This is a genomic window from Desulfovibrio desulfuricans, from assembly GCF_004801255.1.
In the GTDB taxonomy this organism is placed as follows: domain Bacteria; phylum Desulfobacterota; class Desulfovibrionia; order Desulfovibrionales; family Desulfovibrionaceae; genus Desulfovibrio; species Desulfovibrio desulfuricans_C.
This window is the reverse complement of the sequence record NZ_CP036295.1, coordinates 2,458,597-2,476,475: the sequence shown is the minus strand read 5'-3', so window position 1 is coordinate 2,476,475 and position 17,879 is coordinate 2,458,597. Positions and strand designations below refer to the sequence as shown.

Sequence of the window (17,879 nt, the reverse complement as noted above, 5' to 3'; positions counted from 1 at the left end):
CGCTATCCGCCTGATTCTGGCTGCTGCGACCAAGGATGTCGCAAAGGCATAATGCAGCCGGGGCTGACGGAGTGGGCGAAGTAGAAAAGGCAAGAGAGCAAGAGGCAAAAGCATGTAAGAGCTTGGCGGCGGCGGGGGTGGGTGAGCCCGTCGGGCTGATTTACGCAAACCCGTCTTTTTCGTCCTGACGGCGTCAACGTCGCGTTTTTGATGCTCACGTACACGAGTACGCTGCGCTCAAAAACGCGACGTTTCCTTGTCAGGCCGGGAAAATACGTATTTTGCAAATAGCCCAACACCAGCCATCGCCTCCGCTTCGCTTCAGCGAGTTTAAGGAAGGCGACGCCACGACCTGCTTTTGATGGCGGGCGAGACGGAAAAGACAAGTGAACGATCGGTACGTTGGACGGCATGGTGGGTGAGGTAGAAAAGGCAAGAAAGCAAGAAAGGCAAAAGCATGTAAGAAGTCAGCGGCGGCGGGGGGAGGGTAAGCCCTTTGATCGTGGCTGAACGGAGCGCTGAATTGCCGTAACCGTGACGCTTAGTTACACTGATTTTGTATTTTTAGTGAAATTTATCATGTAGTTGAAATAGTTTCTGCAGGAGCGGGTACAAAGTTCACTTGCAGTAATCAAACCGATCAACGGTATTCGGCTGAAGCGGAATCTGATTCGAAGTGAAAGCGTACTCTGGCATTTACGCGTCGCGGAGGGAGATCGCCTGAGCGAGCAAAGCGAGGGAAGGAAGCTCCCGCAGCACAGGACGCGTGCCCTCGTCAAGCTATGGTAATTGAAAACCTCAAGGGGGGTGGTTCGGGGGGGATGCAAGGGGGGCCGCGCAGGGGGCGCAGCCCCATAACCGGCCCCGCCTTGCCGTGCGCCGCGCAGGCGTCCCAAACTTCGCCGGAGGGCGAAACCCTGTGCCCGCAGGGCAGAAAACTCAAATAACGACCGCCGCGCAGGCGAAAACAGCTCGCCCAGCAGGCGTCCCCAACTTCGCCGGAGGGCGATATAGCGTGCCCGCAGGGCAGAAAACTCAAATAACGACCGCCGCGCAGGCGAAAACAGCCCGCCGCGCAGGCGTCCCAAACTTCGCCGGAGGGCGAAATAGCGTGCCCGCAGGGCAGAAAACTCAAATAACGACCGCCGCGCAGGCGAAAACAGCTCGCCCAGCAGGCGTCCCCAACTTCGCCGGAGGGCGATATAGCGTGCCCGCAGGGCAGCAAACTCAAATAACGGCTCGCTGCATAGGCGCAAAAAAACAAAAACCCCGGCTGCAGCGGTGCAACCGGGGAAATTTGCGAAGGCAGGGGCGACCTAACGCTTGCGGGTTTCGCTCGCGGGGCTGTCCACGTACAGCCAGAACAGCGCCCCAAGCTGCAGGGGCTTGGGCTGGCCGTCGGGGCCTTTAAGCGGGTCGCCGGGTATGCTGGCCATGCAGCACCACCAGCCGGGCTGGTTGAGCACAAAGGCAAATTCGCCCTTGTTGTTGGTGCGGGCCGCGATATCCTCATGCCATGAGGTCGGCACGGAGCGTTTTTCGGTATTTATGCGCGCCATGCGCACAGAGGCGGCGGGCAGCGGCTTGCCGTCCATAAGCACCACGCCCGAAAACATGGCGGGTGCAGTGAGCCCAAACGGGCGTGCAAGCGGAACAATTTCAAAGCGCTGGCCCACAGGCAGGCTCCAGCCGCGTTCAACGCCGTAAACCGGAAGCGTGGTTTTGACATAGTGCTGCAAAAAACGTCCGTGCGCAGCATCCCACCAGGGGCGTCCTTCGATGATAAACTGGTAAAGTCCGGGTTTGGTCAGAGCCACATTGGCTCCCCAGGCCTTCTGGTTGAGGTAGCGTATTTCTTCCAGGTCCCCCAGCAGGTCGCGCCGTTCGGGCTGCGCAACACCGTCCTTGATGGGCGTGGCGCTGTCGTATCGCAGTACTGCAAACATCTGCGGCATATCCATGACCAGCCCTTCATACTGAAAGGGGCGCATCATGGTTATGAGCACGTCCAGTTCTTCATTGATCTGGGCTTCAGCGGGTGCGGAGGCTGCAGCAGGTGCTGCGGCTTGGGTCTGTTCCGGCTTGGCAGGGGCTTCAGCCGGGCTTGCGTCGCTGTTGGGCGCGGGCTTGCTGTCCGCCGCAGCAGGCTGCTCCGGCTGCTTTGCGCTGGAGTCGGCGGGCTGGTCAGCCTTGCCCGTGGCGGCCTTGGCCTCCTGCGGGCGTTTTTCGTCCTTTTTGTCTTCACGCTTGGCAGGGACATCCTGCTTTGGACGGGGTGAGGGAGCTTCAACGCTCGGCTGGCTGGGGACAAGCAGGGTTACCTGCGCCTGCGCGCTGGCGGTAAAGACCAGGCAGGCAAAAAAAGCCCATAGTGCCGCAACGGCGGCAGTTCTGTGCTTTAAAAAACCCCGATGACAGGAACAGTGTGCGCTGGGCATGGAAACTCCTGGCTGCGCCCGCATGCCCGCGTATGCGGCGGGTAAACACGGTTTGCACGCAAAAAGGGTGCAGGCGCTGGTGTATGTGCCCTGTGTATAGCTCAAGAGCATGAGCTTGTCATGTGGTGCTTGTGCGACATGGCGGAGTGGATTGCACATCCGTCGGTTGCGGGGCGCTGTTGAGAGGCGTTCGTGCTGCAAAAACAGCATCCACCCGCGCAGCGCCGCCTGCAAGCAGGGCCCGCGCCGCAGCGGCCATGGTGCTGCCCGTGGTCAAGACGTCGTCCACCAGCCACACGCGCAGCCCGTTGACGGCGGGCTCGGCGGCAAAACTGTGCTGCACGTTGCTCCGCCGTGCCATGGCGTTGAGCTGTTCCTGTTCTTTGCCGGGCACGGGCCGGGCAAGCATCCGCGTGCCCAGCGGCACACCCGAAAGACCGTGCAGCGCCTTGGCCAGCTCGTGCGCCTGATTATACCCCCTGCGGCGCAGATGTTCAGGGTGCTGCGGCACGGCGATTATCACATCAGGGCGCGGCAGGCAGCCGACGGCATCAAGAAGAAACCCGCCCAACAGCGGTGCAAGGTACAAATGCCCGTCAAATTTGAGTCGCAGCAGGGTATGGCGCAGGGCGCCCCTGTATAGCCCGTGAAAAGCGATGCCGCTCCACGGCGGAGGATTTTGCAAACAGGCGCCGCAGACCACATTGCCCTCATGCGGGTTGGCAGGCGGCAGGCCGCAACGGGGGCAGTGGGGGCCGACGTATGGGGCGAGCAGGGTAAGGCAGTCGGGACAGAGCCGCGTTTCGGCAGCGGGAGCGGACATGGGCGCATAAACAGATGCAGGAGCAGCTGCGGACTCGTACAGCGCGGCGTCAGGGGCAGAAAAGGGGCGCAGACAGTGCACGCAGCGGTTTTGCGCGAGGCCAAGCAGGTTTTGCCAGCGGGCCAGCCATGCCGCCAGCGAGGCGGCCAACCCCAGGGGCCGCTGGCCAAAAAAACCGGTACGGCGGTGCTGCAGCGGCGTACTGCGAGACGGCATGCGGCGCGCTCAGGGCTTGCCCATATCGGGGGGCAGAGCCTGCGGCAGTTCATAAATGGGGGACTGCTCCGTAGCCAGCCTGTGACCCCAGTCGTGCCCCCAGGCGTGCAAGGCAGCCATCACTGCGGGGCGCTCGTGCAGGTCTTTGAGCGATTCAAGCCCGCGCAGCAGGCGGGTTTCGCGTATGCCCGCCCCAAGCGGCGCCAGAAAATACTTGAGCGAAAGCAGCGAGCCGGAAAACAGCAGGTTGCCACGCCGCCGCCCGGCAGTCATGGCCACAAGCACGGGTTTGGTGCGCGAGAGCGGCAGGGCAACGCGGTCTTCGCCGCCCTGCTGCGCCCAGAAGCGCTGCGTTCTGTCGATAAGCGCCTTGAAGTGCGCGGGCAAAAAATAAAAATAGATGGGGGAAGAAATCATGATCATCTGCGCCTCGCTGATCATCTGAAAGACTTCTTCCGCCTGATCCATGGGCGCGCATCCGCCGCCGAGACCGGGAAGGGGTCGCCTGGCCAGAATGCAATTGTGCGGCGGCCTGGCGCAGCCGCCGCAGCCCGTACAGGGCGAAAAGGCATAATCTCGAAGTGCTGCAGTGCGCAGGTCGGCGCCCGCTTCTGCCATGCCGGCGGCAAAAAGGTCAGCAACGGCATCAGAAACTCCGCCCGCATGGGGGCTGCACTGTAGCACCAGGATGTTGTTCATAGCGTGAATTCACCACAAAAAGGATTGCTTTTTTTCTCATCGCCAATGGTGGTGGAGGGCCCGTGACCGGGATAGACAACCGTGTCGTCCGGCAGCTTGAAAAGCACTTGCGTCACTGAACGCAGCAGGCCCTCGTGATCGCCGCCGGGAAAATCCGTGCGGCCAATGGAGCGGTAAAACAGCGCATCGCCGCTAAAAACAAGGTTTTCATCGGCAAAATACAGAGAGACACCCCCCGGCGTATGCCCGGGTGTGGCCAGCACTTCACATTCCATACCGCCAAACGAGGTCTTGCCTGCGGGCATGGGCTGCGCCGGGTAGGGCGTAACGGAAGGAAAACCCCACAGGCCGCCCTGCGCGGATTCCGTCCCCGCAAGACAGTCGTCGTCTGTGCTGATAAAAACGGGCGCGTCTGTTGCCTCGCGCAGCTCGGCCACGCCGTACACATGGTCAAAATGGCGGTGGGTGATGCAGATGGCAGCCAGCGTCAAACCGTGCGTGCTCAGATATTCGAGCATGGGGGCCGGATCGCCGCCCACGTCAACGGCAACAGCCTGCTTGCCGCTGTGGATGAGGTAGCTGTTGGTCTGCAATGGGCCGAGGGGAAAAGTCGCAACGGGCATAAAAATTCCTTTGGTTGGTCGATATTATGCGCTCAATCTGTGATTGTTCGCATGGATTTCGACTTTGGGTATGCTATCGTGGATGAATTTTTCAGGCAAGAGGGTTACAGGTCTGCCGCACTGCGGCGACAACCTTTTTGCTGTTCCACAAGAGCGATAGCCGGACAGGGGGGCAAAATCAAGCGGCCAGGGGAAGCAGCCCGTGTTGCGGATTTGGAGAGCGCGCGCGGACGCCCTGTGTCTTGAAATTTTCTAGACAAGCAGCGCCAGCCACACTACACTTTAACGATGCAAAACAACTGTCCGCAACTCGATCTTGCGCGTGAAGACCTCATGGAAATGGAAGGTCTGTTGTGCGAACAACTGTCTTCGTTTCTGTCTTTTTCGGGGCATGCCCTGTACTTTCCCACCAGTCGCGCGCCCGAAGAGCCGCAGCTTCTGACGCGCGAGCGGCGGCTGCTGCTGCCGCTGCGTCGCAACGACAGCCAGCTGGGCGTGTTTATGCTGCACGGGGTCAAGGCACGCGAGGCAAGGCCCCTGTTGCCGTTTTTGCCCGCCATTCTGGCTTTGGGGCTGGAAAATCTGGCCCGGGCCAAGGCCATGCGCACTGATGCGGTTACGGGGCTTGCCACGGAACAGGCGCTTTTTGCCCATATGGAAAACGCCGCCGAGCGCCTGCGGGCTTATCTGGAGGAGCCCGGCGCGGAAGAAAGCGGCCCCGCGCCTCTGCACTGGCTGTGCATGGGGCTTGTGCTGTTGCGGCTGTCCAATGGGCAGTCGGTGGTTCGGCGCGGCGGGCACGCCTTTGCGGAAAAGTATTTCAGATCTCTGGCCGATGCCTGTCGCGAGGCCCTGCCCTCTGACGTGCTGGCCGCCCGCGTGGGTCGCTGGGAGATGGCTCTGCTGTTTCCGGCCAGCGGGCGTGGGGCCTGCCACAAGCTGGCGCGGGCCGCGCTCTCGCGCATGGAAGCCGTGCGCATGCCGTACCCGGTGGTGCAAAAGGCCGTGAGGCCGCGCCTGTGCGCCGGTCATGCGCTGTATCCGCAAGATATGCGCGGCACAGAGCTGCATCTGGCCATGTACGATCAGGCCCGGCTGTGCATGGACCGCGCGAGGCTTGCGGCGGATGTGGCCGGGCAGGAGGCTGACGGCGCGGACGCCGTCGAAAGCCGCATCATGCCCTTTGCCCGCATATTGCAGGAGGGCGGCATGGTGCTGGAATCCTTGCCGCTGGGGCGCTTGCGCCTCAGTATCGGGCGGCAGGCCAAGGCGCGCGAGGGGATGCGTTTTGCCCTTTGGGGCAGGGGCGACGGCAGCTCGCCGCGCTACAAGGGCGAGCTTGTGCTGTTGCACACCCGTGATACGGATTCTGTGGCCGAAGTGATGCATCTCGTGGATATAACCTGTCAGCCGGAGGTGGGCGACAGGCTTACCCTGCTTGGCGAGACCCCTGTGCTGAGCCCGGACCTTGACGAGCACGACCTGACTGGCGCTCTCGGGCCCATCGCGGGAGCTGCGGCTGCTGCCGTGCGCGGCAGGGGCGAGGGCGGCGCGTTGGCGCAGGCCGGGCCTCGGCCGGAATGCGCGGGCGGCCTGTGCGGCCACGGCGATTTTTTGAACCGGTTTGCCCAGGAGGCGGAACGGCGCAGCCGTTTTGCCCTGTGCCTGCTGCGGCTTGAGCCGGGCAGCGCCGAAACTGCCGATATAGAAGGGACGCAGGCCGCGCCCGCGCCGCAGGATATGGTTGCGGAAAACGCAAACCGGCAGGGCCTTGTGGACACGGCCCTGAGCGTTTGGCGTGCGGCGCTGGAAAAAGCGCAGGGGGCGCAGACCGACTGCGCCGCCGTAGCCTCGCCGCTGGCCGGGCGCTACGGCAGCAACAGCCTGGTGTTTTTTCATCCCGATGTGGAGGCGCAGGCCCTTGTGCCCCTGTATGAGGAGGTATGCGGGGCACTGACCGGGCAAGGCACGCTGGCCGCTGCCGGGTTGGCCGGGTATCCTTTTTTGCAGTTCAGCCGGGGTGAAATGCCCGACTGCGCCCTGAAGGCGCTGGAATACGCCTTGCTGCTGCCCGAACCCAAGGTGGGGGTGTGCAACTCGCTGGCGCTTAACATCAGCGCCGACCGGCGCTACAGTTTGGGCGACGTGTTTGGCGCTGTCGAGGAGTACAAGCTTGCGCTGTTGGCCGACGAGGACAACGCCATGGCCTGGAATTCGCTTGGCGTGTGCATGGCGGCCCTTGGGCGGCAGCACGAGGCCCGGCGGCACTTTATGGAAGCCCGTCGCCGAGGGCCGGATACCGCGCTGGCCGAGCAGATTTACTACAACCTGGGCACCGTCTGTCAGGGGCTGGGTGAAAAACGGGCTGCGGCGCAGTATTACCGGCAGTGCGTCAAAATTTCGCCCGAGCATCTGTTTGCGCACATCCGTTTGGGGCAGCTGTGCGAGCAGGGCGGCAGACGGGCCGAAGCACGCCGTTTTTACGAAAAAGCCGCAACGCTTGAGGATGCCCGCCCCAGCGGGCCAAGCCTTGCCCGCAGGCATCTTGCGCGTGTTGCCGTGCGCCAGCGCAAGGGCGGCGAGGCCCGCGAACTGCTGCATGAGGCCCTGGTTCGCAATCCTCAGGACGCCGCCTCCATGCTGCTGCTGGCCAATATCTATCTGGACAGCAACGAAGACCCCGCCATGGCCGAGCTGCTGGCCCGCAAGAGCGTCGGCCTGCACGACAGGCCCGAAGCCTGGCAGGCTCTTGCCCGCGCCCTGCGCAAACTGGGACGGGAGGAGGAGGCGCGGGTGGCCGAGGCCAAGGCCGTGCTCTCGTAACTTCCGCTGGTTGGAAGATTTTTGCGGTGGCGGAGCCTGCAAAGGGCCCGCCGCGCCAGCCCCCGATTGTTTATTTTTGTTCCAGGCCTGTCAGAAAATTTTGCCTGAACTGGCGTGCTCCCCGCAGTTGCGTCAGTGCAGCCCTTTGTCCGCTCCCGCCTTTAGGGCGTCCTTACGCCATAAGTCCATTGCTTTTCAGACGCAAGCAAGGCCCCTGTCGCCAGAGGCCTTGCTTTTTTGTGTCGTATGGCTGTGCTGGAGGCTACACTTCGAAGAGCATTTCCAGATCTTCGCGGGTGAGCGACTTCCAGGTGTCCTGACCGGGAATAATGGCCTCGGCCACGCCGCGTTTTGCTTCCTGCAGCTTGAGTATCTTTTCTTCCACCGTATTCTGGCAGATGAGCTTGTACGAAAAAACCTGCCGGGTCTGGCCGATGCGGTGGGTACGGTCGGTGGCCTGACTTTCCACAGCGGGGTTCCACCACGGGTCATAGTGGATAACGTAGTCCGCCGAGGTGAGGTTGAGGCCCGTGCCGCCCGCCTTGAGCGAAATAAGGAAGATGGGAATTTCCGGGGTGTTGTTGAAGCGGTCCACCTGATCGAAGCGGTCTTTGCTCGCACCGTCGAGATAGCAGAAGGGAACCTGCGAAAATTCCAGCCACTGCTTGATGATCTGCAGCATCTGCACAAACTGCGAGAATACCAGCACCTTGTGCCCGCCTTCCACGATTTCCATAATCATGTCTTTGAAGGCGTCGAACTTGCCCGACGGCAGGTTGTTGGAAAAGCCGGGCATGTCGAGCTTGAGCAGGCGCGGGTGGCAGCAGATCTGGCGCAGCTTGAGCAGGGCGTCGAGAATGGACATCTGGCTTTTTGCAAGGCCCTTTTGGTCCACATCGGCCAGCACCTGGGCACGCAGCTTGCGCGCCAGAGCGGCGTACAGCTCTGCCTGGGCGTCTTCGAGCGCGCAGCAGGTGACGCTCTCCACCTTGGGCGGCAGATCCTTGGCCACCTCGGCCTTGGTACGCCGCAAGATAAAGGGCCGCACGCGGGTGCGCAAGTAGTCGAGGGTTTCCGCATCGCCGTCCTTGATGGGTTTGACGATGCCCCGCTGGAAGGCGTGCTGCGAACCCAGAAAGCCCGGCATGAGAAACTCGAACAGCGACCACAGCTCAAAGAGGTTGTTCTCGATGGGCGTGCCCGACAGGCACAGGCGCATGCGGGCGTTGATGCGGCGCACGGCGCGCGCCGTGATGGTATTGGGGTTTTTGATGTTTTGGGCTTCGTCAAGGATGACGGTGTTGAACTCGTACTTTTCCATCTCTTCCAGGTCGCGCCGCAGCAGCGCGTATGTGGTGATGATAAGGTCCGAGTTTGAAATGTGCTTGAACATGCCCTCGCGGCGCGTGCCGTAAATGGTCAGCCGCCTGAGGCCGGGCACAAACTTTTCCGCTTCGCGCTCCCAGTTGGGCAGCACCGAAGTGGGCACCACGATGAGGTTGGGGCCATCATGGTGCACGTCAATCATATGCTGGATAAAGGCCAGCGTCTGCACTGTCTTGCCAAGGCCCATTTCGTCGGCGAGTATGCCGCCAAACCCGTACTCGGAGAGAAAGTTGAGGTACGAGAGGCCCTGTACCTGGTAGCTGCGCAGGTTGGCGTTGAGGCCCTTGGGCGGCGCAATGGGCTGAACCTCGCGGAACGAGCGGATTTTTTCGCGCAGGTTGTTCCAGAAGGAGTCTGTGGCCGCGCCGGGCAGGTCTTCCAGCAGGCTGTCGAGCACCGGGGCCTCGAACTGCTTGAATTTTTGCTGGGGGGGCTTTGAGGGGTCGAGACCCAGAGCCGTAAGCTTGTGCGAAAGTTTTTCGAGCCATGCCTCGGGCAGGCTGGTGTACGAGCCGTCTTTCAGCTGCACGTAGCGCTTGCCGCGCGTCCAGGCCTTCCATATTTTTTCCAGGGGCAGGCTCTGGCCTTCGTACTCCACATTGATGTCGAGCGAAAACCACTTTTCCTTCTCGTTGCTGACGACCTCCGCCGTGATGCTGGAAGAGGCCGTGCGCACCTTGTAGCGGGAGAGGGCCTTTTCGCCGTAGACGCGGTAGTTTTCGATGAGCTTGGGGTACGAATCGAGCAAAAAGGCAATGGCTTCTTCCGGCTCGAGAAACCACAGTTTGCTTGAGCGGGCCTGAAAGTCCATGCCGCTCAACTCGTTCATCAGATGGGCTTCTTCGTCCTGATGGCGGCGCACCAGGTAGGTCTGACCCTCAAAGGCGTAGCTGCCGGTCTGGAAGTCGGGGTTTGGGCCGTTGAGTGTAAATTCGCCGTGGCGCGTCTCGTAAATGTTGTCGATTTCCAGCGTCAGCAGGCTGCCCTCCTCGTCGAGGAAGAGCTTGGGATTATACGTGGCAGGCTGAAAAACCGGCTCCATGAGCTTGAGGAACTGCTGCGGCTCGTACAGCTCTGAGGCGGGCAGGCGCGTCCACACGCGGTCGAGAAATTCGGAAATTTCTTCGTGCGGCACAACCGGGCGCTCGTAAATGAGGTTGCGCACCAGCGAGGGATACAGACCCGTCTGCACCGGGTAAAAATTGTGCTGATAGCAGACCCACAGCGGCATTTGCCCATGAAAGGTGATGGGCGCGTCCTCGGGCGAGGTGCTTTCGGGCTGGTTGCGGTCGCCGGGGTTGGTGCGCCCCGCGCGTATGGGCAGGGGCGGGCGGCCCTCGCGTTTGAGCAGCACCTCAAAGCGAAAGCCCGCGTCGTCAAGTATGGGCTTGAGCTTGAGGGCAAAGGGCGTGCTCTCGATGCGGCAGGGTTTGTCCGTGTCTTTCCACAGCAGGTAATATTCTTTGCGCACAGACCAGAAAAACCACGAGGTCAGCCCCTGCGGAATTTCAACCCGATGCCCGTAATAGTCGAGGTGCTGGCCGATCTGCCGGGCAACATGCGGCAGTTGTGGTGAAAATTCGCACCATTCGGGGTTTTGGATGATCTGGTCCAGCGTTACCTCGTTGTGTACGCTGGAGAGCCCGGATTTGTTTTGCCGACCACGGAAAAAGGAAACCAGCAGGCGGCCCTGTTCCGGTTCAAAGCGAAAGATGAGGTAATGGCGGCCCGGCTCCGGCTCCATATCGGTGGAAAAAAAGTTGCGGAAGCTTTGCTTCCAGTCGGTGCTGGGGGGCGGGGTTTCTTCCGGGTCGCCCTGTTCCTTGCGCAGTTCTTCCACAAGGCGTAATGCCAGAGCGGCCACATGGCGGCAAATGCCGGTGAACGCGTCAGAGCAGTTGCACTGATGGTGGGTGCTGCGGTCGGTAATGGTAAGGCTCAGGCTCGGCGTAAAGACCTGCAGATCGTCGCCCTGTATGACGCCCTGCACATCCCAGGTTTCGCCCTCCTGAATATTTATTTTTTGCACCTCACCTTCGGACAGGATATAGTAGGCGGCGTCACGAATGTATTCCGGCACGCTATCGTGCAGAAAGGCTTGGCACATTTCGCGGACGACGCTCTGTTCAGATCGACTCATGGGTTCCCCAAAATACTCCGCAGAAATTTCTGGAAAATTCCAGAAACGGAGAGACGTTATGATGTTTGCGACAAATAGCACAGGTTGGGGGGCGAAAGCAATATGATGTGTCTCTTTTATGAAAAAAATAAATTTTGAGCGCGCAATCAATATGTTGGACTCAATATCCTACTGCCGAGACAGGATTTTTTACGGGGAAAAAGCGGGTATTATGGGCATTATTTTATCGATGTTTATCTGTTTATGGAGCTTGCCCGCATTCTGCGCATCCTCTCCTGGCGACCTGCCCGAAGAAACCGGAGCGGATCTGGCAAAAAGCGCCGCGCCCAGCGGCCCCCCCTCCGACGGGGGCAGTATTTTTTTTGGAACCATAGGCGAGGCGTCAAACCTTATTCCCTATCTTACCTCCGACTCCGCCTCGCATGAGGTGGCCGAGCTCATCTACGTGGCCCCCCTGCGCTACAACAAAGACCTGCAGGCAGAACCCTGGGCGGCGGAATCGTGGAGCATGGAGGACGAGGGCAGGCTCATGCGTTTTACCCTGCGCAAGGGCATCCTGTGGGAAGACGGGCAGGAACTCACGGCGGATGACGTGGCCTTTACCTGCAAGCTGGCAGCCGACCCCGCCACCGGCAGCCCTTACGCCGAGGATTTTTTGCGCATCAAGGACCTGCGCGTCATCGACCGCTATACCTTTGAGGTGCGCTACGACCAGTTTTTTGCCCGGGCTGTCTCCACCTGGATGAACCCCATCCTGCCCAAACATATTCTGGAAGGGCAAAATATCCGTTCAACGCCCTTTGCCCGCAAGCCCATGGGCGCTGGCCCCTACCGCCTCAAATCGTGGGAGCCGGGCAGCCGCATCGTGCTTGAAGCTTCGCCCACCTATTTTGCGGGCAAGCCGCGCATAAACGAGGTGGTCTACAGAATCATACCCGACAACGCCACCATGTTTATGGAAACCCGCGCGGGCAGGCTGGACGTTATGGACCTCTCGCCCCTGCAGTACCTGCGGCAGACCTCTGGGCCCGAATGGCAAAACAGGTTTCACAAGTTTCGGTATCTGGCCTCGGTCTATATTTTTTTGGGGTTCAACCTCGAACATCCGTTTTTTAAGGATGAGCGGGTGCGGCGGGCCATCTCCATGGCCATCGACCGCGACGGCATCATCAAGGGGGTGCTGCTGGGGCAGGGAGTTCCGGCTTTTGGGCCGTTCAAGCCCGGCTCGTGGCCCTATCATCCGGGGCTCAAGCCCCTGCCCAGAAATGTGGCCGCCGCCCGCGCCCTGCTGGCCGAGGCGGGCTTTGCCGACCACGATGGCGATGGCGTGCTTGACCGCGGCGGCCAGCCTCTGGCCTTTACCATTCTGACCAACCAGGGCAACGAGCAGCGCATACTTGCGGCCACCGTGATGCAGTCGCAGCTCAGGGAGGTCGGCATCGACGTGCGTATCCGCACTGTGGAGTGGGCGGCCTTTATCCGCGAATTTGTCAACAAGGGGCGCTTTGACGCCGTGCTCCTGGGCTGGACCATCCCGCAGGACCCGGATCTGTATTCCGTATGGCATTCGTCGCAGACCTTTGAGGGCGGCCTCAATTTTACCCACTACCGCAACCCCGAAGTGGACAGGCTGCTTGAAGAAGCGCAGTCGACGCCCGACCAGAAAAAACGGGCCGAGCTGTATTACCGGATTCAGGAAATTTTTGATGCCGACCAGCCGTACTGCTTTTTGTTTGTGCCCTATGCCCTGCCCGTGGTGCAACGGCGCTTTCAGGGTATAGAGCCTGCTCTGGCGGGCATCATGTATAATTTTGAAAAATGGTGGATTCCCAAGAGCTTGCAACAGCCGCAAATGCAGCCTTAAGCGTGCGAGCGTCGGCATCGGCACTGCCTGCGGCGCGGGGCCGCGGCTGGCGCGCAGGGAGCGGCAAGGTCAGCCGCGCCCCTTGCGGGTAGTTGCAATACTGCGTGCAGACGCAGTATTCTTGGGGGTTGCCCGCTCGCAGCGTTGACAAGGCCGCGCCAGTCGGAACATAGTTTCACACGTGGTGAAGAGATTTTTTTACGCTGTGGGTGGATGTTACGCATGATTCGTATTCAGGAAATTCTCGATAAGGTTTCGGCAGGCAACCCCAACGCGGATCTGGAGCTGATCCAGAAGGCGTATGTGTTTGCCGCCACCGCCCATGCGGGGCAGACCCGCCTTTCGGGCGAACCTTACCTCTCCCACCCGCTGGCGGTGGCCAGCATCCTGGCCGAAATGGGCTTTGACGAGCCCACCATCGCAGCCGGTCTGCTGCATGATACGGTGGAAGACACCAAGGCCACCATTGAAGATCTGGACGAAAATTTTGGCGAAGAAGTGGCCGACATCGTCGACGGCGTCACCAAGATCAGCCAGATTACCTTTGAAAACAAGGAAGAAGCCCAGGCAGAGAACATCCGCAAAATGATTTTGGCCATGAGCCACGACATGCGGGTTCTTATGGTCAAGCTGGCCGACCGCCTGCACAACATGCGCACGCTTGATTTTCAAAAAAGCCACAAGCAAAAGCGCATAGCTCAGGAAACCATGGACATCTACGCGCCCCTGGCCAACCGGCTGGGCCTGTACGTGATGAAGCGCGACCTGGAAGACCTGAGCTTCAAATATCTGCGCCCCGACATCTACAACCAGATCGAGCACTGGCTCGACAACCATCAGGTTGTGGAAAAGCAGATCATCGGCAAGGTCGTGGGGCTGATACAGGATCTGCTGGAATCAAACGACATCACCGGGCAGGTTTACGGGCGCATCAAGCACAAGCACAGCATCTACAAAAAGATGCAGGCACAGTCCATGACCCTGGATGAAATGCACGACATCATGGCCTTCCGCGTGCTGGTGCAGGACATCAAGGATTGCTACGCGGTGCTGGGGCTTGTGCATTCACAGTGGCGGCCCGTGCACGGGCGCTTTAAAGATTACATTTCCATGCCCAAGACCAACGGCTACCAGAGCCTGCACACCACCGTCATCGGGCCGGAAGGCGAGCGTATTGAAATTCAGATACGCACCGAAGAGATGCACCGGCAGGCCGAGCATGGCGTGGCCGCGCACTGGCTGTACAAGGAAAAAGGCCGCGTCAACAGCAAGGACCTTGAGCAGTTTGCCTGGCTGCGCGAAATTTTTGAGCGCCAGAGCGAAGAGACGGACTCCCGCGAGTTTATGCATTCGCTCAAGATGGATCTGTTCAAGGACGAGGTGTACATCTATACCCCCGCCGGCGACGTCAAGGAACTGCCGGAAGGCGCGACGCCCCTCGATTTTGCCTTTGTCATCCACTCCAAGGTGGGCCAGCACTGCAGCGGCGCAAAAATCAATGGCCGCCTCATGCCCCTGGGCACAGAGCTGAAAAACGGCGATGTGGTCGAAATTCTTACCGACCCCACGCGCAATCCCAACCGCGACTGGCTCAAGATAGTCAAAACCGCCAAGGCCCGCAGCCGTATCCAGCACTATCTGCGCACCGAAGAGCGCGAGCACGCCGTGGCGCTGGGGCGCGACCTGCTTGAAAAAGAAGGGCGCAAGGTCAGCCTCAACGTGGGCCGCGCCACCAAGGAGGGCCACCTGGCCATTGTGGCCCAGGAAATGAATTTTGAAAGCGTGGACGACATGGTGGCCGCCGTGGGCTACGCCCACACCACGCCCCGCAAGGTGCTTAACCGCCTGTACGCAGTGCTGCATCCCGAGGCCGCCACTGCCGCCGAGCCTGCCCCGCCCACGGTCAAGGAGAGCAAGGAGGCCGCCTCGCGCAAGGGCGAGGGCGTGGGCATATCCGGGGTGGACGGCGTGCTCATGCGCTTTGCCAAGTGCTGCAACCCTGTGCCTGGCGACCCCATTATTGGCTATATCAGCCGGGGGCTCGGCATCAGCGTGCACCGGGCGGACTGCCCCAATGTGGCCAATATGGAGCCTGAACGGCTTATCTCGGTGCACTGGGACGGCATGGAAGAAAAGCCCTACGCTGCGGGCATATTCATTATCGCCAAAAACGAGCAGGGCGTGCTGGCCAAGGTTGCCGAGGTCATGGCCCGCAACAACGTCAATATTATCGGCCTGAATATGGACAATCAGGTGGATGGCCGCGCCAAGATGCGTTTTACCGTCGAAGTGCGCGACGCCACCCAGCTGTATCAGCTTATCGAAGCCATACGCGTGCTGCCGCCCATATTTGAAGTGGTGCGCGACACGGAGGTCGACGCCACATAGGCGCCGCGCCCGGCAATGGTGTAAAACCGGCTGCTTCTAACGAGACGGCCGGTTTTTTGCGTTGTTTGGCATGCGGGGCTGGTTATGCGCCTAACAGGTTGCGTATATCGCATTGCTTTATAATAAAGCGGCCAGCCAGGATCAAAAAGGCACATAAAAAATGTACTCCACTAAATGTGAAATGTGGTTCAAGCAGCTATGTTTACGTATGAGCAAATTTGTATTGGTTACTTGAGAGATGTTCTGTATTTTATTGGCGCAATTGTATATGTTGTAAACGGAAATATGTTTTATATTGTTGTTTTAAATCGTTTATATACTAAAAATATTATATTTTTCTTTGTTTTTGTTACGCCATTATAGTTTGTATGCGTACGCTAAATTAAAGAAATAATAATGGTAAATATATCTAAAATAACCTAAATTAATTTACATTTTGTCCGTATTATGAAATGTGTGAACTATCTCCGTGTCATAGAATACTTTCGCTGATCAAAACTGACATGCAAAAAAAGGTGTTGTTATGCCTAAAATTACAACAATGCAGAAATTGTCAGGGTTAAGTCTCCTCTTGTGTTTATTTACAGTGATTATAGGCATGTACGGCGTCAATAAACTGAACAGGCTTGCCGTTGATGTTGAAGAACTGAACTCCATGCATATGCGGGGTCTTAATCTTGTCCGTGTGCTCAATATAGACATCCTGCGGATTATCCGTGAGGAAAAAAACCTGATCATCAGCACAACGGAAGAAGGCAACCGCCTGGCTCTGGATAATGTGCACAAAGAATATGAAAGATTAAATGGGCACCTCAAAGAGATGCCTCGCTATTTTGTCACGCAGACCGCCGCGCAGATGCTCTCGGAGCTGAACGCCATGGTCAGCGAATGGCGCAACGTGCATGACAAGATCATGGCGTTGGCCCAAACGACTGACCCCGCAATGAATGAGCAGGCGCAAGTGTTGTCGTCAACGCAGGGGCGGGTCTTGGCAAGAAAACTCGCTGATCATCTGCAGGACATTGGCGAAAGAAAATTGGAATTCGCTCATGAACTGAGCGTCACAAGCTTCAAGGACTATGAAACCGCACGGATGATGACCATCGCGGGCGTGGTGTTGTCTGTCCTCATCGGCCTTGGCCTGGGCTATGTTATCTCGCGCAATATGCTGCGCCAGCTTGGCGACGAGCCGATTGCGCTTTCCGAGCTGGCCCTGCAGATTGCCGGCGGCGACCTGGAAGCAAAGTTTAACCCCGCGCGGCCCGATATCGGCGTTTTCGGAGCCATGAAGCGAATGGTCGCCACGCTCAAGGGCAAAATTGCCGAGGCTGATGAAAAGAGCCAGCAGGCGCGGGAAGAATCCGAGCGCGCCCAAAAGGCCACGACCGAGGCGGAAGAAGCCCGCCGTCAGGCCGAGCGCGCCAAGGCCGAGGGCATGCTTCAGGCTGCGCGGCAGCTTGAAGGCGTGGTGGAAATTATCACGTCCGCCTCAGAAGAACTGTCTGCCCAGATAGAACAGTCCAGTCGCGGCGCTGACGAACAGTCTGGCCGCGTGCGCGAAACCGCAACCGCCATGGAAGAGATGAACGCCACTGTGCTGGAAGTTGCCAAAAACGCCCAGCAGGCTGCCGATGTGTCAAACAACGCCAAAAAGCAGGCCATAGAAGGCGCGCAGATAGTCAACGATGCCGTCAAGGGCATATCCACGGTGCACACGCAATCTATTGCCATGAAGCAGGACATGGATGCCCTGGGCAAGCAGGCGGAAAGCATCGGGCAGGTCATGGGCGTCATTGCCGATATTGCCGACCAGACCAACCTGCTTGCACTCAACGCCGCCATTGAGGCCGCCCGCGCCGGCGACGCCGGGCGCGGCTTTGCCGTGGTGGCCGACGAGGTGCGCAAACTGGCGGAAAAGACCATGACGGCAACTCAGGAGGTGGGCCGGGCCATCAAGGAGATCCAGGCCGGCACCGCAAAGAACATCCAGAATGTCGAGCAGAGCGGCGTAGCCATTGAGGCGGCCACAACACTCTCTGTGCAGTCGGGCGAATCGCTGAAAAATATTCTTGAGTATGTTCAGCTGGTCAATGATCAGGTGCAGTCCATCGCTACCGCAAGTGAACAGCAATCTGCGGCCAGTGAGGAGATAAACCGTTCTGTCGATCAGATTTCGAGCATTTCGGCCGAGACTGCCCAGGCGATGGAGCAGGCCTCAAGGGCTGTGGTTGATCTGGCCCAGCAGTCGCAGGCGTTGCAGAAACTTATCGGCGAGATGAAAAACCAGGGATAATCGCCTCGCGCCCGCAGTATCTACAGGCCGCCCCTGCCGGGCGGCCTTTTTTTGCAGCGCCAGCCTTGAACTGCCGCGCAATGTGCCAAAGCCCCTTGATCTACCGCGCTACGGATAGTAGTGTAAGGTACTCTCCCCGGCGTGGTAGTCAAAACGTTGTTCTTTCCGTTTAGTCCCCCAGCCTGA

8 protein-coding genes and 2 pseudogenes are annotated in these 17,879 nt (G+C 59.4%); 5 read left to right on the top strand and 5 right to left on the bottom strand.

Going from position 1 to position 17,879, the window contains the following annotated elements; genetic code table 11:
- Positions 1-1,316 precede the first annotated feature (1,316 nt).
- The 4 genes from DDIC_RS10325 to DDIC_RS10310 form a co-directional block, all read right to left on the bottom strand.
- Positions 1,317-2,438, bottom strand: coding sequence for a DUF4198 domain-containing protein (locus DDIC_RS10325; protein WP_136400361.1), 1,122 nt, complete (start codon positions 2,436-2,438; stop codon positions 1,317-1,319).
- 118 nt (positions 2,439-2,556) lie between these two features.
- A complete protein-coding gene (locus DDIC_RS10320) occupies positions 2,557-3,477 on the bottom strand; it encodes a ComF family protein (RefSeq protein WP_136400360.1) in 921 nt (306 codons plus the stop codon).
- Between the two features lie 9 nt (positions 3,478-3,486).
- The gene (locus DDIC_RS10315) at positions 3,487-4,176 is read right to left on the bottom strand and encodes a flavodoxin family protein (protein ID WP_136400359.1); all 690 of its coding nucleotides are present in this window, start codon (positions 4,174-4,176) and stop codon (positions 3,487-3,489) included.
- Positions 4,173-4,799, bottom strand: coding sequence for an MBL fold metallo-hydrolase (locus DDIC_RS10310; protein WP_136400358.1), 627 nt, complete (start codon positions 4,797-4,799; stop codon positions 4,173-4,175). The genes DDIC_RS10315 and DDIC_RS10310 overlap by 4 nt, the downstream gene beginning before the upstream one ends.
- A 333-nt stretch (positions 4,800-5,132) precedes the next feature.
- Here DDIC_RS10310 and DDIC_RS10305 point away from each other — a divergent pair, with 333 nt between their 5' ends.
- A complete protein-coding gene (locus DDIC_RS10305; RefSeq protein WP_247647453.1) occupies positions 5,133-7,622 on the top strand; it encodes a tetratricopeptide repeat protein in 2,490 nt (829 codons plus the stop codon).
- A 262-nt stretch (positions 7,623-7,884) separates the two neighbouring features.
- Here DDIC_RS10305 and DDIC_RS10300 read toward each other — a convergent pair whose 3' ends face one another.
- Positions 7,885-11,148, bottom strand: coding sequence for a DEAD/DEAH box helicase (locus DDIC_RS10300; protein WP_136400356.1), 3,264 nt, complete (start codon positions 11,146-11,148; stop codon positions 7,885-7,887).
- Between the two features lie 211 nt (positions 11,149-11,359).
- Between DDIC_RS10300 and DDIC_RS10295 the strand changes: the two genes are divergently transcribed.
- The 4 genes and pseudogenes from DDIC_RS10295 to DDIC_RS10285 form a co-directional block, all read left to right on the top strand.
- Positions 11,360-13,012 carry a peptide-binding protein gene (locus DDIC_RS10295; RefSeq protein WP_168732533.1) on the top strand — a complete coding sequence of 551 codons (1,653 nt, stop codon included), beginning with the start codon at positions 11,360-11,362 and terminating at the stop codon, positions 13,010-13,012.
- Between the two features lie 222 nt (positions 13,013-13,234).
- Positions 13,235-15,400, top strand: a complete 2,166-nt coding sequence (locus tag DDIC_RS10290; protein ID WP_136400354.1) for a RelA/SpoT family protein — start codon at positions 13,235-13,237, stop codon at positions 15,398-15,400.
- Positions 15,401-15,923: 523 nt separating this feature from the next.
- A pseudogene (locus DDIC_RS14205) lies at positions 15,924-16,448 on the top strand (MCP four helix bundle domain-containing protein); the annotation flags it as partial.
- A gap of 42 nt (positions 16,449-16,490) precedes the next feature.
- Positions 16,491-17,693 (top strand): annotated as a pseudogene (locus tag DDIC_RS10285) (methyl-accepting chemotaxis protein); the annotation flags it as partial.
- Positions 17,694-17,879 lie beyond the last annotated feature (186 nt).